Here is a 17,253-nt window from a genome sequence, read left to right on the forward strand (position 1 = left end):
GAACGGAAGGAGGGTTTCCCATGACCACCCAGGCACGCGGGGAGAAGGGCCTGCGGACGGAGCACCGCTTCCACAATCCGCAGGGCGCCGAGGTCAAGACGCGCGACGAGGCGTTCGCCGCGCAGCAGGCCGACGTGTCGGCCCAGGACCTGTCGACGGGGTGCAAGCTGACGCTCCACAGCGGCCAGGTCACGTTCGCCATCGAGGTGACGTACAACCCGAACACCTATCCGCACGTGGTGAACGGCGGTCAGATCACCGCCGGCATCTGCGGCGCACCGTGGGACATCACGGGCGGCACGATCGGTGAGACGCTCCGCCTGGACGCGAAGCGGGCGGGGCAGGGCAGCTGCGCCTCGACGATCACCATCGTGGGCGAGTACCAGAATCCTCCGGCCTACCGGGGGACCTACGGGTTCAACGGGGCCACGTCGTCCTTCAAGCACACCACGCGCTACGAGTGCTGACGCCTCCGCCGCGGTGAGCGGACGCCGGGCGGGCCCCGTGTGCGGGGCCCGCCCGGTCCGCCGTCACTGCCCCTGCTGCGACCTGGCCTTGAAGGCCGCCTTGCGGGCCTCCTTGGCGACCTTCTTGTCCGGGTGCAGGCGGCCCATCGCCTCCAGGACGTCCGCCGTGGCGGGGTGCTCGACGCGCCACGCCGCGGCGAAGAAGCCGCTGTGCTGCTGCGCGAGACCCTCGACCAGGCCCTGGAGCTCGTCGGAGTTGCCCTCGGCGGCGAGCTGCGCGGCCAGGGTGTCGATGGTGAGCCAGAAGATCAGCGCCTCCGACGGCGCGGGCACGTCCGCGGCCCCGCGCTCGGTCAGCCACACCCGGGCGAGCCCGCCGAGTTCGGCGTCGTCGAGCACCTCGCGCAGCGCGGGCTCGGCCTCGCCGCCGACCAGGGAGAGTGCCTGCTGGCAGCGGAGCCGCCGCAGCGGCGCGTTCTCGTCGCCGCCGCGGGCCGCGGCGAGCAGCTCCCGGGCCGCGGCGAGCGGTTCGTGCCGGGTGAGCCACTGCTCGATCTCCGCCTGCGCGGCGGCCTGGGGGAAGCCCGCGGTGCCTTCGAGGAGCGCGTCGGCGCCCTTGTCCGCGAGGTCGCCGACGGCGGGCGCGTCGACGCCGGCCTCCAGCATGCGGGCCCTGACGCCGTACAGGCCGAGCGGGGTGAGCCTGACCATGCCGTAGCGGGTGACGTCCTCGTCGGCGAAGGGCGCGGGCTCCTCGGTGTCGTCGATCTCGGCCATCAGGGCCTCGTCGACCGGCTGGTACTCGACGAGGCCGAGCGGCTCGAAGAGCCGGAACTGGTCGTCGAGCTTCATCATGGCGTCCGACACCTGCTCCAGGACGTCGTCCGTGGGCTCGCCCATGTCGTCGGGGACGATCATCGAGGCGGCGAGGGCGGGCAGCGGCACCGGGCCGTCCCCGGCCGCGGAGTCGCCCACGGTGAGGAGGTAGAGGTTGCCGAGGACCCCGTCGAGGAAGTCGGCCTCGGCCTGCGGGTCCCAGCCGAGCTCGGCGAAGTCGACCTCGCCCTTCTCCTCCAGGACGTCGAGGAGGTTGTCCATGTCGGGCACGGTGGCGTCGGCGTACACGGTGTCCAGGGCGCCGAGCCAGACGGCGAGGACGTCCTGCGGGCTGCCGCCGGAGAGCACCGCGAGGTCCTCGCCCTGGGTGACGGTGCCCTCCGCGCCCTCCTCGTCGGCGTCCGTGACGTCGATCAGGCCGGTGTCGACGGCGACGCGCCAGGCCTCGCTGGCGTACGCGGCGGCGTCCGGGTCGTCCGCCGCGAGGCCGAGCTCGGCTGCGGCGGCGGGGAGCTGGGCGTCGACGAGCTCGCCGCCCGCGCCGACCCGGGTGCCGGGCCCCGCCCAGCGGGCCAGCCGCACGGCGCGGGAGAGCAGCGGGGAGGCGAGCGCGGCCCGCGCGAGCTCCGCTTCGGAGTGCAGCAGCACCGGCGGCAGGGTGGCGGGGCTTACGGACATCGGCTGGTTCTCCTCCGGAGGTACGGGCTCTGCAGTGCGCAAGCCTAGACGGATTTGGCACCATGCCGCCCGGTTCATGTACCCGTCAGGAAACGTACAGCGCGGGAACACCCGTACAACCTTGACAACTCCCCTGGTCAGGCAAGAGATTGACGCGCGTAGAGCGCCCGTGCGGGCCTGTGCCGCAGCTTCGTTCCCCACCCTCACCCGGAGTCCCGAGATGTCTCACATACCGACGCCCCGCCTTCCGAGATCCGCCGCCGTCAGCGCCGTGGCCGCCACCGCCCTGGCGGCGGGTCTGCTCGTCGCCGGCTCCCCCGCGGCCTCCGCCGACGAGGTCCGCATCCACGACATCCAGGGCACCACCCGCACCTCGCCCCTGCTGGGGCAGCAGGTCGCCGACGTGGCCGGCATCGTCACCGGGGTGCGCGGCTACGGCTCCAGGGGCTTCTGGCTCCAGTCCCCCGACGGCACGGCGGACGGCGACGCGGCCACCAGCGAGGGCGTCTTCGTCTTCACCGGTTCGGCGCCCACGGTGAAGGCCGGCGACGCCGTACGGGTCTCCGGGACGGTCGGGGAGTACGTGCCCGGCGGCACCGGCTCGGGCAACCAGTCCCTGACGCAGCTCACCAGGCCGACGGTGACCGTGGAGTCCTCGGGCAACGCCCTGCCCGAGCCGGTCGCGGTCACCGCGAAGTCCGTGCCCGACCGCTACGCGCCCGCCGGTGACCCGGCGCGGGACGGCAGCATCGACGCGCTGCCGCTGCGGCCCCACGCGTACGCCCTCGACCGGTACGAGTCCCTGGAGGGCATGAACGTACGGATCGGCAGTTCGCGCGTGGTCGGCGCGACCGACCCGTACAACGAGCTGTGGGTGACGGTGAAGCCGCACGAGAACGCCAACCGGCGCGGTGGCACCGTCTACGGCTCCTACGCCGCGCAGAACGGCGGCCGGCTCCAGGTCCAGCAGCTCGCCCCGGTCTCGGAGCAGCCCTTCCCGAAGGCGGACGTGGGGGACGTCCTGCGCGGCACGACCGAGGGTCCGCTGGACTTCAACCAGTACGGCGGCTACACCCTGGTCGCCCGTGAGCTGGGCGACGTCCGGGGCAAGGGCCTTGAGCGGGAGCGGACGCGCAAGCAGGGCAAGGGCGAGCTGGCCGTCGCCACGTACAACGTCGAGAACCTCGACCCGGGTGACCCGCAGGCGAAGTTCGACGCGCTCGCGGGGGCCGTCGTCGAGAACCTCGCGTCGCCCGACATCGTCGCCCTGGAGGAGATCCAGGACGACAACGGCGCCAAGAACGACGGCACGGTGTCGGCGGAGACGACCCTGCGGAAGTTCACGGACGCGATCGTCGCCGCGGGCGGGCCGCGCTACGCCTGGCGCTCCATCGACCCGGAGAACAACAAGGACGGCGGTGAGCCCGGCGGCAACATCCGCCAGGTCTTCCTCTACAACCCCGGGCGGGTCTCGTTCACCGAGCGGCCGGGCGGCGACGCGACGACGCCCACCGAGGCCGTGCGGATCAAGGGCCGGGCCGCGCTGACCCGCTCCCCCGGCCGTGTCGACCCGGGGAACGCGGCGTGGACGAACAGCCGCAAGCCGCTGGCCGGCGAGTTCGTCTTCCGCGGCCGGACGGTCTTCGTGATCGCCAACCACTTCGCGTCCAAGGGCGGCGACGAGGGCCTCACCTCGCACCGCCAGCCGCCGCGCCGCTCGTCGGAGGAGCAGCGGCTGCGCCAGGCGCAGGCCGTGAACGGCTTCGTGAAGGACATCCGCGAGGCGCAGCGCAACGCGGACGTCGTCGTGCTCGGCGACATCAACGACTTCGAGTTCTCGGGCACCACCGAGGCCCTCACCGACGGGGGCGCGCTGCGCGCGGCCGTCACGTCGCTGCCGAGGAGCGAGCGCTACTCCTACGTCTACCAGGGCAACTCGCAGGTCCTCGACCAGATCCTGACCAGCCCCGGGGTCGGGCACCGCTTCTCCTACGACAGCGTGCACATCAACGCGGAGTTCGCCGAGCAGAACAGCGACCACGACCCGCAGGTGCTGCGCTTCCGCCCGTAGGGCCGCTCCTGGCGGGGCGGGCTCAGCCGTAGAGGTGGTGCAGCCAGTCCTGCCAGGCCAGTTCGGTGCGCTTGGCGTCGGCGTGCGCCCCGAAGTCGTGGACGCTCAGCGCGACGGGCGCGCCGAAGTGGTTGCGGCCGTAGAAGCGGTGCAGGGTGTCGTCCGTCCGCAGCCCGACGAAGTACCGGCTGCGGAAGTCGATCACGCAGTTCAGCTCCTCGCCCGGCCCCTCGGCGCGGACCCGGGCGCCTTCGGAGGCGTCGTCGGGGATGCCGAGCGCCCGGGTGAGGCGGACGAAGGCGTCGGCGGCCCGTGACCTGGGCGGGCCGTTGAGGCCGGAGTAGACGGCGGGGCGGTCCGCGAAGTGCGCCAGGTACTGGGCCAGGGTGTGCAGGTGGAAGTCGGTGTGCTGGGTGGCGGCCTCGTACTGGCTCTCCCAGTCCCCGGTGAAGACGCCGCTGTGCACGTGGCGCAGCCAGGAGCGGCGGCCGCCGTCGCGGGGCTCGACGGTGTGGTCGAGCTGGTCCATGCTCTGGCCGGGCACCGCGTCCGGGTCCTCGACGCGGGCGACCAGGCGGTGGGGCGGGTCCCAGCGGACGACGGTCCCGCCGTGCGGGGCGCTGCCGCCCTCGCGGGGTTCGTAGAGCAGGGGCCTGAACCAGCCGCCGGTACCGGTGGTGAGCGCGGCCCAGACCTGGGCGGGAGAGCCCTCGACCTCGAACTCGCGGGCGATCTCGAACTCCTTGCCCGTGCCGGCCCTGCCGATTCCGCTGCCGCTCATGCCGACTCCCTGGGATGGAGCCTCCACCGTCCCGCCGCCGCCGGGGCCTGTCCAGGCGGGCATGGCGTTCGGCGGCGGGGCGACCGGGGAAACTACGCTCAGCGCGGTAGGAAGCCGTAGGCGAACCGGTACCGCGCGACCGCGTCGTCCTGGACGACGCCGGGGAACTCCCGCACCCTCTGCCACTCGGGCGTCGGCGATCCGATCCCCGCGCCCGCCGCGGCGAGCGCGTCGACGTGGGCGTCCTCGCTCTCCCACTCGGCGTAGTTGACGACCCGCGATCCGTCGGTACTGACGTGGAAGTGGGCGGAGAGCAGTCCCGTCTTCCCGGCCGGGTCGCCGTCCAGGGCGGTGAGCACGCCGTCCACCCAGGCGCGTGCGCGGCCGGTGTCGGGGGCGTCGAAGTCGACCCGCACGATCACGACCGCGCCGGGCTCGCGCCGCTCCCCGGAGCCACCGGTCCAGCTGCGGTACAGCCGTGTCCTGGTGAGTCCCAGGCGCTCGATGCCCGGCACGGCCGCGTCGATGTCGCCGTTCCGCGCGTCCCTGCCGTTCCCGGCCCGCGCGAAGAACTCCTGGTAGGACTCCTCGTCACGCCACTGCGAGAAGTGCAGGACCGTGGAGCCGTCCGAGCCCGCGTACACGTTGTACGACAGGAGTCCCGGGTGCGGCCACGGGCGGCTCTCCCAGGCCCGCGCGACGGCGATCAGCGTGTCCCGCTGCCGCTCGGGCGAGCCGGTGGCCCAGGTGCTGACGAAGGTGAGGCCCACGTCGGCGCGGGCCGGGTCGGGGTGGGTGCCGGTGCTGAGGGTCTCGGGTTCGCTGGTGGCAGACATGGCGGCCGTCCGTCCGTAGGTCGGGTGGGCACGGGTGCCGGTCCTCGCGGACCGGTGCCGTGTACGCACCACGTTCCGACCTCAAGTGCGCTTCAGGTCAAGCCCTCTCGTGATCCGGCGCGCGGACCTCCGCGAGGGCGGGGCGCTTGGGCTCCCTGCCGTCCCCGGACGAGCGGCCGCGCAGGCGCCGCCACAGCCACGGGCCCATGAACCCCGCGAGCCAGCGCGCCTCGCCCGTCACCGCGCCGAGTACGGAGGCCGGGGGCAGCGGCGGCAGCGTGCCGCACCAGCCCTCGTGCCCCGGCAGGCCGAGCGCGTCCGCCATCCCCGCGGCGATGCGGGCGTGGCCCAGCGGGCTCGCGTGCAGGCGGTCGCCGCTCCAGAGCCGGGGGTCGGTGGTGACGCGGTGCGGGAACGTGTCGAGCACGACGACACCGTGCCGGTCGGCGGCCGCCCTGATCCGCGCGTTCAGTTCGAGGACGCGGGGCAGCGCCCGGCGCGCGAGGGGCACGATCCGCCCGATGTCGGGGAAGGTGACGGTGGCGACGCGCGCGCCCGCCCCGGTCAGCTCGGTGAACATCTCCTCGATGTCGGCGGCGATCCGCGCGGCGTCGAAGCCGGGGCGCACCAGGTCGTTCATGCCCGCCATGACGGTGACCAGGTCCGGTTTGAGCGCGAGGGCGGGCCCGAGCTGCTCCGCCTTGATGCGCGCCGTCAGCCGGCCGCGCACGGCGAGGTTGGCGTAGCCGAGGTCGGGCCGTCCCTCGGCCAGGATCTCGGCGAGCCGGTCGGCCCAGCCCCGGTACCCCCGGGTCTCGTCACCGTCCCCGACGCCCTCGGTCTGGCTGTCGCCGATCGCCACGTAGCGCGCGTAGGAATGCGGGGCCGCAAGACTCATGGCCCGAGCTTCCTCCGGGCCACCCGGCCCCGTCAACGCGGCCCCGCGCACAGTGCGGACGGCCGCGCCCCCGCCCGGGGGCACGGCCGTCCGACGGCTTCGGCGGGGCTCCCGGCCCCGGCCGCTCGCGCTCAGCCGGGCCAGCGGCCCGTGACGCGCCGCACGCCGATCGCGCCGCCGCGGTCCACCGCCGCCTTGACCACGGCGAAGATCGCGCCCTGGAGGGCCGCCGCGGCCAGGATCTCGCCCCAGGCACGGTCCTCGTCGTGGGCGTCGGGGGCGTCGTCCTGGCCGGCCACCGCCTTCCAGGTGCGGTTGAACAGGGCGCTCGCGAGCAGGCCGCCGAGCATGCCGAAGCCCATGCCGAGCGGCTTGTAGAGAATGCTGGTCCTGCTCATCGGCGGCCCGCCTTCCCGCGGCGGCGCAGCGCCAGCCAGAGGATCAGCACCCCCGCGCCCGCCGCGGCGAACTTCCCGGGGTGGCGGCTTCCGGTACGGGCGACGGTGTCCGCGGCGTTCCTGACCGGCTCGGGTGCCTTCTCCTGGACCCGGCGCGCGGTCTCGGCGACCTTCTGCTCGGCCTGCGCCACGGCGGGGATCTCCTCGGCCCGCGCCTTGACCCCGAGCACGGCCTCCTTCGCCCGCGCGGCGCCCTCGGCGGCCTTCTCCTTGGCCAGAGCGGCGCTCTCGACGGCCTTCTCCTTGGCCAGGGCGGCGCTCTCCGCGGCCTTGCCCTTCGCCAGGGCGGCGCCCTCGGCGGCCTGACCCGTCTCGTCCGACGCCTTGTCCTTCACGCGCGCCGCCTGCTCAGTGACCTTCTCCCGCACCTGTGCCGCCGTTCCTCGTACTTGTCCCTTGACCACTTCCGCCCGGTGCCGGGCGCGGGCCTTCACATCCGTCTTCGCGACCAGTTCCTCGACGGTCTCGCCGAGCTGTCCGCGGGTCTCCTCTATCTGCCGGCGCAGCTCGTCCGGTCCCTTCGCACCCGTCTCTGCCGGGTCCTCGGGCGTCTTCGTCATCGGTGCGCCCTCTCCTTGATCTCCTCGACGTCCGCCTTGACGCTGTCCATCGCCTCCTGGGGCGTGGGCGGGACCGCGCGGGCCAACTGGCCGCGCCCCAGCGCCGCGAGCACCCCGGCCACGGCGAAGAGGACGCCGGTGACGATCAGGGCCGAGGCCCAGACGGGCAGCGCGAGCGAGAGCGCCGCGATGCCCGTGGCCGCGAGCGCCATGAGCCCGATGTACGAGACCGCGCCCGCGGCCCCCAGGAGCCCGCCGCCGCGCCCCGCGCGCTTGCCCTTCTCCACCATCTCCCGCCCGGCGAGCCGCATCTCCTGGCGCACGAGGTCCGAAAGCTGTGTGGTGGCCCGCTCGATGAGTTCGCCCACCGAGTGCTGTGCCTGCTCGTGCGCCGGCCGCTCGTCCATGGTCCCGGTCACGGTGCCGCCTCCCTTCTGATCCGGCTGGGAGGCCCGGGTACCCGCGCCGCGCCGGGCTATCCGCGCTGCTCCCCGGTGAACCGGGCCAGCTCCGACTGGAACCAGTCCAGGCGCGCCTGCAACAGTGCGGCCTCGGCCACCAGTTCGGGCACCCCGAGGCCCTGCGCCGCCCCGAGCCCCGGCGGCGGGCCTGCGCCGCTGGTGGCGGGCGCGGCGACCATGCGCAGCCCCTCCCCCGCGAGACGCTCGAACTCCGCGGCGGACACCGCCCGCCGCCCGGCCCCGCACCGCCCGCAGACGGCCTCGGCCACCCACCAACCGGGCCTGCCCCGGCCCGCGTCGGCGAGCAGCGAGGCCGCGGCTCCGCAGCCGCACGGCGGCACCGTGGCGCGGCGCACCCGCTGCCTCGCGTACCGGAAGCCCTGTTCGAAGCGGATGTAGGCGCCGAGCACGCTCACTTCGAGCACCACGGCGCCGCGGTGCTCCGCGGTGCACAGCAGCGCCTCCGCGGTGGAGCGGTCGTGCACGCAGTGGAAGCCGCAGTCGCAGCGGCGGTGCGGGGCGCTGTGGCGTCTGCCGTAGACGCAGCGCGCCTCGTCGAGCACGCCGTACGGCAGGCCGGCGCCGAGGGAGACACCGGTGAACCCGGCCCGGGTGCCGTCGTGGGACAGCACCGGGCGGGCGATCTTGTATCCGGTCGGCGGCTCCTTCGGGCGTTCCTCGGGGAGCCGCAGCCTCATCGTGCCGCCGCGACCCCGGCGGGCCGGGGCTCCGGGGCCGCCGCGCCGGGCCCGGGTGCCGCGGCCCCGTCCTCCCGTACCGGCTCACTCTCCTCGGGCAGGTGTTCGGCCGACGGCCGGGGGTGCTCTTCGGCGATTCCGGTGGACAGTGCCTTGCCGAGCCTCATGACGCCTCCTAGGGACCGACTGTCCGGCCATGGTGGCGCACACGGGGGCGAGTTGGCACCCGTGCCCGCGGTGTCCAGTCCCGAACCAGCCCCTCCGCCGGGCCGCACCGTGTAGCACTGCTGTCGGTCACCTCGTAGAAGAATTAAGTAGATCTTCACCATGCACGGCCCGAGACTGACCGCATGAACCCGGTGACCGCCCGTGCCCCCGCCCCCTTCGGCCGCGTCCTCTGCGCGATGATCACGCCCTTCACCCAGGACGGCGCCCTCGACCTGGACGGCGCCCGGCGGCTGGCAGCGCACCTGGTGGCCGAGGGCTGCGAGGGCCTCGTCCTGTCCGGCACGACCGGCGAGGCGCCGACCACGACCCCCGCCGAGAAGTCCGCCCTGATCCGCGCGGTGGCCGAGGCGGTCGGCGACCGCGCCCGGATCGTGGCGGGCGTCGGCAGCAACGACACACGGCAGACCGTGGAGCAGGCCGAGGCGGCCGAGAAGGCGGGCGCGCACGGCCTGCTGGTGGTCACGCCGTACTACAGCAAGCCCCCGCAGGACGCCGTGGCGGCGCACTTCCGCACGGTCGCGGACGCCTGCGGGCTGCCGGTCCTGCTCTACGACATCCCCGGCCGCACCGGCACCCGCGTCGAGCCCGAGACGGTCATCGCCCTCGCGGACCACCCCCGCATCGTCGGCGTGAAGGACTGCGCGTACGACCTCCTCGGCAGCCAGAAGGTCATCGCCCGCACGGGCCTGGCGTACTACGCGGGCTGCGACGAGTACAGCCTGGCGCTGTACGCGGTGGGCGGGGCGGGGTGCGTCAGCACGGTGGCCAACGCCGTCCCCGCACAGGTCCGTGCGGTCCTCGACGCGTACGACGCGGGCGACACGGCCGCCGCGCGCCGAGGCCAGCTCGCGGTCACCCCGCTCATCGAGCTGATGATGGCCGCGGGCCTGCCCGGCACGGTCACCGCGAAGGCCCTGCTCGCCGGACTCGGCCTGCCGGCGGGCCCGGTGCGGCCCCCGCTGCTGCCCGCGTCCCGCGCGGTGGCCGAGGGGCTGCTCGGCGCCTACCGGTCGGCGAAGACCGGGTGCCAGCGCCCCGTCGACTTCAGGGAGTCCGTGCGGTAGCCGCTGAGCGGGACGGTCTTCTTGCTCCCGATGGTGACGAGGACGAGGCGCTGCCGGTACTCGCTGCCGCCGGACGCGATGTCCCAGGCGATGAGCCGCCTGTCGTCGGCCCAGGCGAGGAGCATCTGGCCGGGCACCTTCCGGACGGTCCTGCCGGTGGCGGGGTCGAGGACCGCGGTGGCCGTGGTCTTGGCCCCCCCGGCGAAGCCGCCGTCGAGGAGCTTCCCGCTCGGCGAGAGCCCCGCCTCGTTCATCCAGTGCCGGTGCTTCTCCTTCGCGGGAGTGCTCGCCCTGCGCCCGGTCAGGTCGTAGTACCGCATGGGGTGCTTCCCCGAGGTGAGGCCCGAGTAGACCAGCGAGCCGTCCTCGCTGAAGCCGAAGTCCTGCCGGGTGTTGATGCTCGGCAGGCCCATCTCGACGGACTCCGTCTCCACCGCGTTCCAGTCGGAGTCGCCCGACGCCACGTCGATCACGTAGAAGCCGGTCCTGCTGGGGGCGGCGGGGCCGGGCTCCGTGGTCTTGCCGTCGGACATCGGATGCTCCATGTCGAACCGGTCAGGGCTCTCCTCGTACGTCGTCACGACCAGCTTCCCGCCGTCCGGCGAGAACTCGACGCCGCCGGCGCCGCGCGGCGTCCCGATCCACCGCTCGACCTCGCCGGTGACCATGTCGAGCAGCCCGATCCGCCGGGCGGGCAGCTTCCGTTCGAGGACGGCCGCGGTGCGCATGCCCGGCGCGACGGCCAGCACGGACCACCGGGCGTCCTTCTTGTAGGTGCCGGTCCTCTGGTCGAGCAGCCGGTAGGTACGGGTGCCGATCTCGACGCCCTTGCCCCGCGGGACGCGTTCCTGCGTGTAGTAGGCGGCGAGCGCCGTCCCGCCCGCCGCGATCAGATCGCGCGGCGGCGTCTGGCCGGGGTGCGCGACGACGTCGCCGTCCCGCAGCTCACTGGCGGTGCGCGTCTCCTGCCGTCCGGAGTCCCCGTCGAGGCCGGGCACCGCCACCGCCAGGACGGTGGCCGCCGCGACGGCGAGCGAGGCGCCCGCGATCGTACGGTTCCTGCGGCGGCGCCGCGCGGCGAGCACCCGGTCGGCGAAGTCCCCCGGCACGGGCCCGCCCTGCTCGGCCTGCTCCCGCAGCGACTCGCGCACCAGCTCTTCCACGTTCATGGTCATGCCTCCATGGGCGAGAGGTCGGTGGACTGCGGACGGGCGCCGGTGTCGGGGCCGTCCAGCCGCGCCAGTTCGGGGGCGAGGCTCCTGAGCCGGGCGAGGGAGCGATGCGTGGTGCTGCGCACGGTGCCGACGGTGCATCCGAGGAGCCGGGCGACCTCCGCCTCCGGCAGGTCCTCGAAGTAGCGCAGGACCAGCACGGTCCGCTGGCGCGCGGTGAGCTTGGCGAGCGCCCCGCGCAGCACGATCCGCAGCTCGGCGGCGGACGCCGCGTCATCGGCCCGCGCGCCCTCCGGCGGCTCGGCGACGGCCAGTTCGCGCCGGGGCCACTTCAGCCGCCACCGGCTCACCTGCTGGCGGTACAGGATTCGCCGTACGTACGCCTCCGGCTCGTCGATCCGCTGCCACCGCCCCGCCGCCCTGACGAGCGCTCCCTGCAGCAGGTCCTCCGCCGCGTGCCGGTCGCCGCCGCTGAGCAGCACGGCGGTCTTCAGCAGAGCCGACGATCTGCTCTCCACGAACTTCCGGAAGCTGTCCTGCGCTTCGGCATCCATCGTCACCTTCGCTCCCTGGTGGGCCTGTTGCCCTCCCGCACAGAGCAGGACGGGTCCGGACGCTCCCCGCTATGCCTGCCCGGGCGAGATTCTCCGCCGGACGAGCGAAGGAGCGGCCACCCCTGGGGGCGGCCGCTCCGGTCCGGCGGGTCGGCGCGCGCCGCGGGGCATCCCCGGGGCGGGCCGTGTACGTCAGTTGTGGCTGTGCAGAATCTCGTTCAGGCCGCCCCAGACCGCGTTGTTCGGGCGGGCCTCGACCGTGCCCGTGACCGAGTTGCGGCGGAAGAGGATGTTCGAGGCGCCGGAGAGTTCGCGGGCCTTGACGATCTGGCCGTCGGGCATCGTCACGCGGGTGCCCGCCGTGACGTACAGGCCGGCCTCGACGACGCACTCGTCGCCCAGCGCGATGCCGACGCCCGCCTCCGCGCCGATCAGGCAGCGCTCGCCGATGACGATGCGGACGTTGCCGCCGCCGGAGAGGGTGCCCATGGTGGAGGCGCCGCCGCCGATGTCGGAGCCGTCGCCGATGACGACGCCCGCGGAGATGCGGCCCTCGACCATCGAGGTGCCGAGGGTGCCCGCGTTGAAGTTCACGAAGCCCTCGTGCATGACCGTGGTGCCCTCGGCGAGGTGCGCGCCGAGGCGGACGCGGTCGGCGTCGGCGATGCGGACGCCCTTCGGCGCGACGTAGTCCGTCATGCGGGGGAACTTGTCGACCGAGGTCACGGCGAGGTGCAGGCCCTCGGCGCGGGCGTTGAGCCGCACCTTCTCGACGTCGTCCACGGCGACCGGGCCGAGCGAGGTCCAGGCGACGTTGGCGAGGAAGCCGAACTGCCCGTCGAGGTTCACGCCGTGCGGCTTGACGAGGCGGTGGCTGAGCAGGTGCAGGCGCAGGTAGACGTCGTGGGCGTCCAGCGGCTTGTCGTCCAGGGACGCGATGACCGTACGGACGGCGACGACCTCCACGCCGCGGCGGGCGTCGGGGCCCATGGCCTTGGCGGCGCCCTCGCCGAGCAGTTCGACGGCGCGCTCGGCGGTCAGCCGCTCGCTGCCCGCGGGGCCGGCCTCGGCGACGAGTTCGGGCGCGGGGTACCAGGTGTCGAGGACGGTGCCGTCGGCGGTGACGGTGGCAAGGCCTGCGGCGACGGCGCCGGTGGTGCGAGTAGCAGTCGTATCGGTCATGGGTGAAACCTAACCGGAGCGGGGGCGCGGGGGCTAACCGGTCTCAGGGGCCGAGCGGGGGCTGGCCCCTGGGCCTGACGGTTGCCGTGCCGCTGCCCTCGCGCCGGCGGGGCCGCCGGGCGTGGGCCGCGGGCCGGTCGCGGGTCCTCGCGCCGTTCCCCGTGCGCCCTGCGGGGCCAACTAGCGGTGCCCAATCCGGGCCGTCCGTGGTTCCCCGCGCCGTTCCCCGCGCCCCTCACGGGGCCACCCGCCGGCGCCCAAGCCGCGGGCCGTTCGTGGATGCTCGCGCCGTTCCCCGCGCCCCCCACGGGGCCACCCGTCAGCGCCCAAACCGCAGGCCGTCCGTGGATGCTCGCGCCGTTCCCCGCGCCCCTCACGGGGCCACCCGCCGACACCCAAGCCGCCGGTCGTTCGTGGTTGCTCGCGCCGTTCCCCGCGCCCCTTACGGGGCCCCCGCCGCCAGGCGGTTCAGCATTTGTCGTGTGAAGGTCTCGTCGTACGGCGTGTCCGTCAGGAGTACCTGGAGGCAGATGCCGTCCATCAGCGCGACGAGTGCCCTCGCCGTGACCGGGTCGGTGCGTGCGGCCAGGAGGCCGGTGAGGCCCTGGCACCACTCCGCCGCCACCGGCCGCAGCGCGGGCCTGCGCAGTGCGGCGAGGTAGAGCTCGTACTCCAGCTCGACCCCCGTGCGCTCCCCCGCCAGCCATGCGCCGAGCATCGCGGCGAGCTCCCCCGCCAGCTCGGCCCGCGGGTCCTCGAACGCGCCGCTCGCGGCCACCGCCTTCGCGAAGCCCTCGTTCGCCTGCCGGAGCGCGGCGACGAGGAGTTCGTCGAGCGTCTTGAAGTGGTACGTCGTCGAGCCCAGCGGCACGTCGGCCTCGGCGGCGGCCGAGCGGTGGCTGAGTCCGGCGATGCCCTTCTCGCCGACCACCCGGATCGCGGCGTCGATGATCCGCTGCCGTCGCTCGGGGTCGTAGCGGCGGGGCATCAGTGGGCCCCGCCGAGGTTCAGCACGACGACACCCAGGATCACGAGCACGATGCCCGCGATCTTGAGAGGGCCGGCCGACTCCCCGAGGAACAGCATGCCGATCGCGGCGACCGCCGCCGTCCCGACGCCCGCCCAGATCGCGTACGCGGTCCCCACGGACACCGTCTTCAGCGTCTGCGCGAGCAGCGTGAACGCGAGCAGGTACCCCGCGACCGTGAACAGTGACGGCCACAGTCTGCTGAACCCCTCGCTGTACTTCATGGCCGTGGTGCCGGCCACCTCCGCCGCGATCGCCGCGGCCAGCAGTGCGTATCCCATGCGTACGAGTGTACATATCATTGCGTACGGGCGTACACAATGGCGGTACAGGACAGGACTACCGGTACGGCTCCCGGCCGCGGAGAACAGCGAAGCCCCCCGGACACCGTCCGGGGGGCTTCGAAGCCAGAGGGATCAGACGTTGAACCCGAGCGCGCGAAGCTGCTCGCGGCCGTCGTCCGTGATCTTGTCCGGACCCCACGGCGGCATCCAGACCCAGTTGATCCTGAGTTCGTTGACGATGCCTTCCGTGGCGGACTTCGCCTGGTCCTCGATGACGTCCGTCAGCGGACAGGCCGCCGACGTCAGCGTCATGTCGATCGTCGCGATGTTCGCGTCGTCGATGTGCACGCCGTAGATCAGGCCGAGGTTCACGACGTCGATGCCCAGCTCGGGGTCGACGACGTCGTACAGCGCCTCGCGGACCTCTTCCTCCGAAGCGGGCTTCGTCGTCAGGGTCTCCTGCGTACCGTTCTCGCTCATGCCGTCTTCCTTTCAGCGGCCCCGTCGGTCTCGCCAAGGGCCTGGGCGGTCGCGTCCTTCCAGGCCATCCAGCTCAGCAGGGCGCACTTCACCCGGGCCGGGTACTTCGAGACCCCGGCGAACGCGACGGCGTCCTCCAGGACCTCCTCCATCGCGTCGTCCGGCTCCAGCTTGCCCTTGGACTGCATCAGCTCCAGGAACACGCCCTGGATCTTCTGCGCCTCGCCGAGCTCCTTGCCGACCAGGAGGTCGTTCAGGACGGACGCGCTGGCCTGGCTGATGGAGCAGCCCTGCCCTTCGTACGACACGTCGGCGATCGTCGATCCGTCGTACTTCACGCGCAGGGTGATCTCGTCACCGCAGGTCGGATTGACATGGTGCACCTCGGCGTCGCCATCGCGCAGACCACGCCCGTGCGGGTTCTTGTAGTGGTCCAGGATGACTTCCTGGTACATCGAATCAAGCTTCACGTCCCAGCCAGCCCCTCAGCCGAAGAAGTTCCGTACGTGCTCCAGGCCGTCGACGAGCGCGTCGATCTCGCCGGGCGTGGAGTACAGATAGAACGACGCTCGCGTGGTCGCAGGAATTCCGTACCGCAGGCAGACGGGGCGTGCGCAGTGGTGTCCCACGCGGACCGCGATGCCTTCCTCGTCGAGCACCTGGCCCACGTCGTGCGGGTGGATGTCGCCGAGCGTGAAGGAGATCGCGGCGCCGCGCTCCTCGGCCGTGGTCGGGCCGATGATGCGGAGGTCGGGGACCTCCAGGAGGCGCTTGACCGCGTACTCGGTGATCGCGTGCTCGTGCGCGGCGATCTTGTCCATGCCGATGGCCGAGAGGTAGTCCACGGCCGCGCCCAGGCCCACGGCCTGGGAGACCGGCGGCGTGCCGGCCTCGAACTTGTGCGGCGCGGGCGCGTACGTCGAGGAGTTCATCGACACGGTCTCGATCATCTCGCCGCCGCCGAGGAACGGGGGCAGGTCCTCCAGGAGCTCCTGGCGGCCCCACAGCACGCCGATGCCCGTCGGGCCGCACATCTTGTGGCCGGTGAAGGCCACGAAGTCGGCCTGGAGCGCCTGCACGTCCAGCGGCATGTGCGGGGCGGCCTGCGAGGCGTCGATGAGGACGAGCGCGCCGACCTCCTGGGCGCGGCGCACGATGGCCTCGACCGGGTTCTGGGTGCCCAGGATGTTGGAGACGAGCACGAAGGAGACGATCTTCGTCTTCTCCGTGATGACCTCCTCGATGTTCGAGAGGTCGAGGCGGCCGTCGTCGGTGAGGCCGAACCACTTCAGCTTCGCGCCGGTGCGCTGCGAGAGCAGCTGCCACGGGACGATGTTGGAGTGGTGCTCCATCTCCGTGATGACGATCTCGGTCTCGTGGTCCACGCGGTAGGGCTCGTCGGCCCAGCCGAGCATGTTCGCCACGAGGTTGAGCGACTCCGAGGCGTTCTTGGTGAAGATCACCTCGTCGCGGCTCGGCGCGTTGATGAACGCCGCGACCTTGTCGCGGGCGCCCTCGTACAGCGCCGTGGCCTCCTCGGCGAGGACGTGCACGCCGCGGTGGACGTTGGCGTTGTGCTGCTCGTAGTACTCGTTGAGCACGTCGAGCACCTGGCGCGGCGTCTGCGAGGTCGCCGCGTTGTCCAGGTACACGAGCTTCTTGCCGTCGTGGATCGTGCGATCCAGGATCGGGAAGTCCTTGCGGATCGCCTCGGTGTCGAGGAGGCCGGAAAGCCCCTGGTGGGCCACTGTCACGCGGATGCGCCACCCTTCGTGTAGGCCTCGTAGCCCTCGGCCTCCAGCTTGTCGGCGAGCTCGGCGCCGCCGGACTCGGCGATGCGGCCGTTCGCGAAGACGTGCACGAAGTCGGGCTTGATGTAGCGCAGGATGCGCGTGTAGTGCGTGATCAGCAGGGTGCCGACCTCGCCGGTCTCGCGAACGCGGTTGACGCCGTCCGAGACCTGGCGCAGGGCGTCGACGTCCAGGCCGGAGTCCGTCTCGTCGAGGATCGCGATCTTCGGCTTGAGGAGCTCCATCTGGAGGATCTCGTGGCGCTTCTTCTCACCGCCGGAGAAGCCCTCGTTCACGTTGCGCTCGGCGAAGGCCGGGTCCATCTGGAGCTGCTCCATCGCGGACTTGACCTCCTTCACCCAGGTGCGCAGCTTCGGGGCCTCGCCGCGGATCGCCGTCGCCGACGTACGCAGGAAGTTGGAGACCGAGACGCCGGGGACCTCGACCGGGTACTGCATGGCGAGGAACATGCCGGCGCGGGCGCGCTCGTCGACGGACATCTCCAGGACGTCCTCGCCGTCGAGGGTCACGCTGCCCTGGGTGATCGTGTACTTGGGGTGACCCGCGACGGAGTAGGCGAGAGTCGACTTGCCGGAGCCGTTCGGGCCCATGATGGCGTGGGTCTCGCCCTGCTTCACGGTCAGGTCGACGCCCTTGAGGATCTCCTTCGTGGCGTTGTCGGCCTCGACGGTGACGTGCAGGTCCTTGATTTCAAGCGTTGCCATGG

The 17,253-nt window shown here is 72.9% G+C and carries 21 protein-coding genes; 3 read left to right on the forward strand and 18 right to left on the reverse strand.

Annotation, left to right across the window (positions count from 1 at the left end):
* Positions 1-20 precede the first annotated feature (20 nt).
* Positions 21-467, forward strand: coding sequence for a hypothetical protein (locus AB0I16_RS00335; protein ID WP_363247034.1), 447 nt, complete (start codon positions 21-23; stop codon positions 465-467).
* A 63-nt stretch (positions 468-530) separates the two neighbouring features.
* On the opposite strand, the gene AB0I16_RS00340 is transcribed toward AB0I16_RS00335, so the two are convergent.
* The gene (locus AB0I16_RS00340) at positions 531-1,982 is read right to left on the reverse strand and encodes a hypothetical protein (RefSeq protein ID WP_363247035.1); all 1,452 of its coding nucleotides are present in this window, start codon (positions 1,980-1,982) and stop codon (positions 531-533) included.
* Positions 1,983-2,202: 220 nt separating this feature from the next.
* On the opposite strand from AB0I16_RS00340, the gene AB0I16_RS00345 reads away from it, so the two are divergent.
* On the forward strand, positions 2,203-4,053 hold the full coding sequence (locus AB0I16_RS00345) for an endonuclease/exonuclease/phosphatase family protein (RefSeq protein WP_363247036.1): 1,851 nt from the start codon (positions 2,203-2,205) through the stop codon (positions 4,051-4,053).
* A gap of 22 nt (positions 4,054-4,075) precedes the next feature.
* Here AB0I16_RS00345 and AB0I16_RS00350 read toward each other — a convergent pair whose 3' ends face one another.
* The 8 genes from AB0I16_RS00350 to AB0I16_RS00385 form a co-directional block, all read right to left on the reverse strand.
* Entirely contained in the window at positions 4,076-4,834 is a 759-nt protein-coding gene (locus AB0I16_RS00350; protein WP_363247037.1) for an SRPBCC domain-containing protein, read from the reverse strand.
* 98 nt (positions 4,835-4,932) lie between these two features.
* Complete coding sequence (locus tag AB0I16_RS00355) at positions 4,933-5,670, reverse strand: antibiotic biosynthesis monooxygenase (protein WP_363247038.1); 738 nt, start codon at positions 5,668-5,670, stop codon at positions 4,933-4,935.
* 97 nt (positions 5,671-5,767) lie between these two features.
* On the reverse strand, positions 5,768-6,568 hold the full coding sequence (locus AB0I16_RS00360) for an SGNH/GDSL hydrolase family protein (protein WP_363247039.1): 801 nt from the start codon (positions 6,566-6,568) through the stop codon (positions 5,768-5,770).
* Positions 6,569-6,699: 131 nt separating this feature from the next.
* Positions 6,700-6,966, reverse strand: coding sequence for a DUF4235 domain-containing protein (locus tag AB0I16_RS00365; RefSeq protein ID WP_363247040.1), 267 nt, complete (start codon positions 6,964-6,966; stop codon positions 6,700-6,702).
* Positions 6,963-7,586 (reverse strand): DUF3618 domain-containing protein, encoded by a 624-nt coding sequence (locus tag AB0I16_RS00370; RefSeq protein WP_363247041.1) that lies wholly within the window; start codon positions 7,584-7,586, stop codon positions 6,963-6,965. Before AB0I16_RS00370 ends, AB0I16_RS00365 begins: the two co-directional genes overlap by 4 nt.
* Positions 7,583-8,005: a phage holin family protein gene (locus AB0I16_RS00375; RefSeq protein ID WP_363247042.1), complete on the reverse strand. Its 423-nt coding sequence runs from the start codon at positions 8,003-8,005 to the stop codon at positions 7,583-7,585. Before AB0I16_RS00375 ends, AB0I16_RS00370 begins: the two co-directional genes overlap by 4 nt.
* Positions 8,006-8,061: 56 nt before the next feature.
* Positions 8,062-8,745, reverse strand: a complete 684-nt coding sequence (locus AB0I16_RS00380; RefSeq protein WP_363247043.1) for a hypothetical protein — start codon at positions 8,743-8,745, stop codon at positions 8,062-8,064.
* Positions 8,742-8,912: a hypothetical protein gene (locus tag AB0I16_RS00385; RefSeq protein WP_363247044.1), complete on the reverse strand. Its 171-nt coding sequence runs from the start codon at positions 8,910-8,912 to the stop codon at positions 8,742-8,744. Before AB0I16_RS00385 ends, AB0I16_RS00380 begins: the two co-directional genes overlap by 4 nt.
* A 183-nt stretch (positions 8,913-9,095) precedes the next feature.
* Between AB0I16_RS00385 and dapA the strand changes: the two genes are divergently transcribed.
* Positions 9,096-10,037, forward strand: coding sequence for a 4-hydroxy-tetrahydrodipicolinate synthase (gene dapA, locus AB0I16_RS00390; RefSeq protein ID WP_363247045.1), 942 nt, complete (start codon positions 9,096-9,098; stop codon positions 10,035-10,037).
* Here the strand turns inward: dapA and AB0I16_RS00395 are convergent.
* The 9 genes from AB0I16_RS00395 to sufC form a co-directional block, all read right to left on the reverse strand.
* Positions 9,977-11,206, reverse strand: a complete 1,230-nt coding sequence (locus AB0I16_RS00395) for a WD40 repeat domain-containing protein (protein ID WP_363247046.1) — start codon at positions 11,204-11,206, stop codon at positions 9,977-9,979. The two genes, dapA and AB0I16_RS00395, sit on opposite strands and share 61 nt — an antisense overlap.
* Positions 11,207-11,208: 2 nt before the next feature.
* Positions 11,209-11,763, reverse strand: a complete 555-nt coding sequence (locus tag AB0I16_RS00400) for a SigE family RNA polymerase sigma factor (protein ID WP_363247047.1) — start codon at positions 11,761-11,763, stop codon at positions 11,209-11,211.
* Between the two features lie 192 nt (positions 11,764-11,955).
* The gene (gene dapD / locus AB0I16_RS00405; RefSeq protein WP_363247048.1) at positions 11,956-12,945 is read right to left on the reverse strand and encodes a 2,3,4,5-tetrahydropyridine-2,6-dicarboxylate N-succinyltransferase; all 990 of its coding nucleotides are present in this window, start codon (positions 12,943-12,945) and stop codon (positions 11,956-11,958) included.
* Between the two features lie 442 nt (positions 12,946-13,387).
* Positions 13,388-13,933: a TetR family transcriptional regulator gene (locus AB0I16_RS00410; protein WP_363247049.1), complete on the reverse strand. Its 546-nt coding sequence runs from the start codon at positions 13,931-13,933 to the stop codon at positions 13,388-13,390.
* Positions 13,933-14,274, reverse strand: coding sequence for a multidrug efflux SMR transporter (locus AB0I16_RS00415; protein WP_363247050.1), 342 nt, complete (start codon positions 14,272-14,274; stop codon positions 13,933-13,935). The genes AB0I16_RS00410 and AB0I16_RS00415 overlap by 1 nt, the downstream gene beginning before the upstream one ends.
* A gap of 114 nt (positions 14,275-14,388) precedes the next feature.
* Positions 14,389-14,736, reverse strand: a complete 348-nt coding sequence (locus AB0I16_RS00420; RefSeq protein WP_363247051.1) for a metal-sulfur cluster assembly factor — start codon at positions 14,734-14,736, stop codon at positions 14,389-14,391.
* Positions 14,733-15,206, reverse strand: a complete 474-nt coding sequence (sufU, locus tag AB0I16_RS00425) for a Fe-S cluster assembly sulfur transfer protein SufU (RefSeq protein WP_363247052.1) — start codon at positions 15,204-15,206, stop codon at positions 14,733-14,735. The genes AB0I16_RS00420 and sufU overlap by 4 nt, the downstream gene beginning before the upstream one ends.
* 15 nt (positions 15,207-15,221) lie before the next feature.
* Complete coding sequence (locus tag AB0I16_RS00430; RefSeq protein ID WP_363247053.1) at positions 15,222-16,490, reverse strand: cysteine desulfurase; 1,269 nt, start codon at positions 16,488-16,490, stop codon at positions 15,222-15,224.
* Positions 16,487-17,251 carry a Fe-S cluster assembly ATPase SufC gene (gene sufC, locus AB0I16_RS00435; RefSeq protein WP_055566802.1) on the reverse strand — a complete coding sequence of 255 codons (765 nt, stop codon included), beginning with the start codon at positions 17,249-17,251 and terminating at the stop codon, positions 16,487-16,489. The genes AB0I16_RS00430 and sufC overlap by 4 nt, the downstream gene beginning before the upstream one ends.
* Positions 17,252-17,253 lie beyond the last annotated feature (2 nt).

Origin of the sequence: Streptomyces sp. NPDC050703, assembly GCF_040654435.1 — a bacterium.
Classification (GTDB): Bacteria; Actinomycetota; Actinomycetes; order Streptomycetales; family Streptomycetaceae; genus Streptomyces.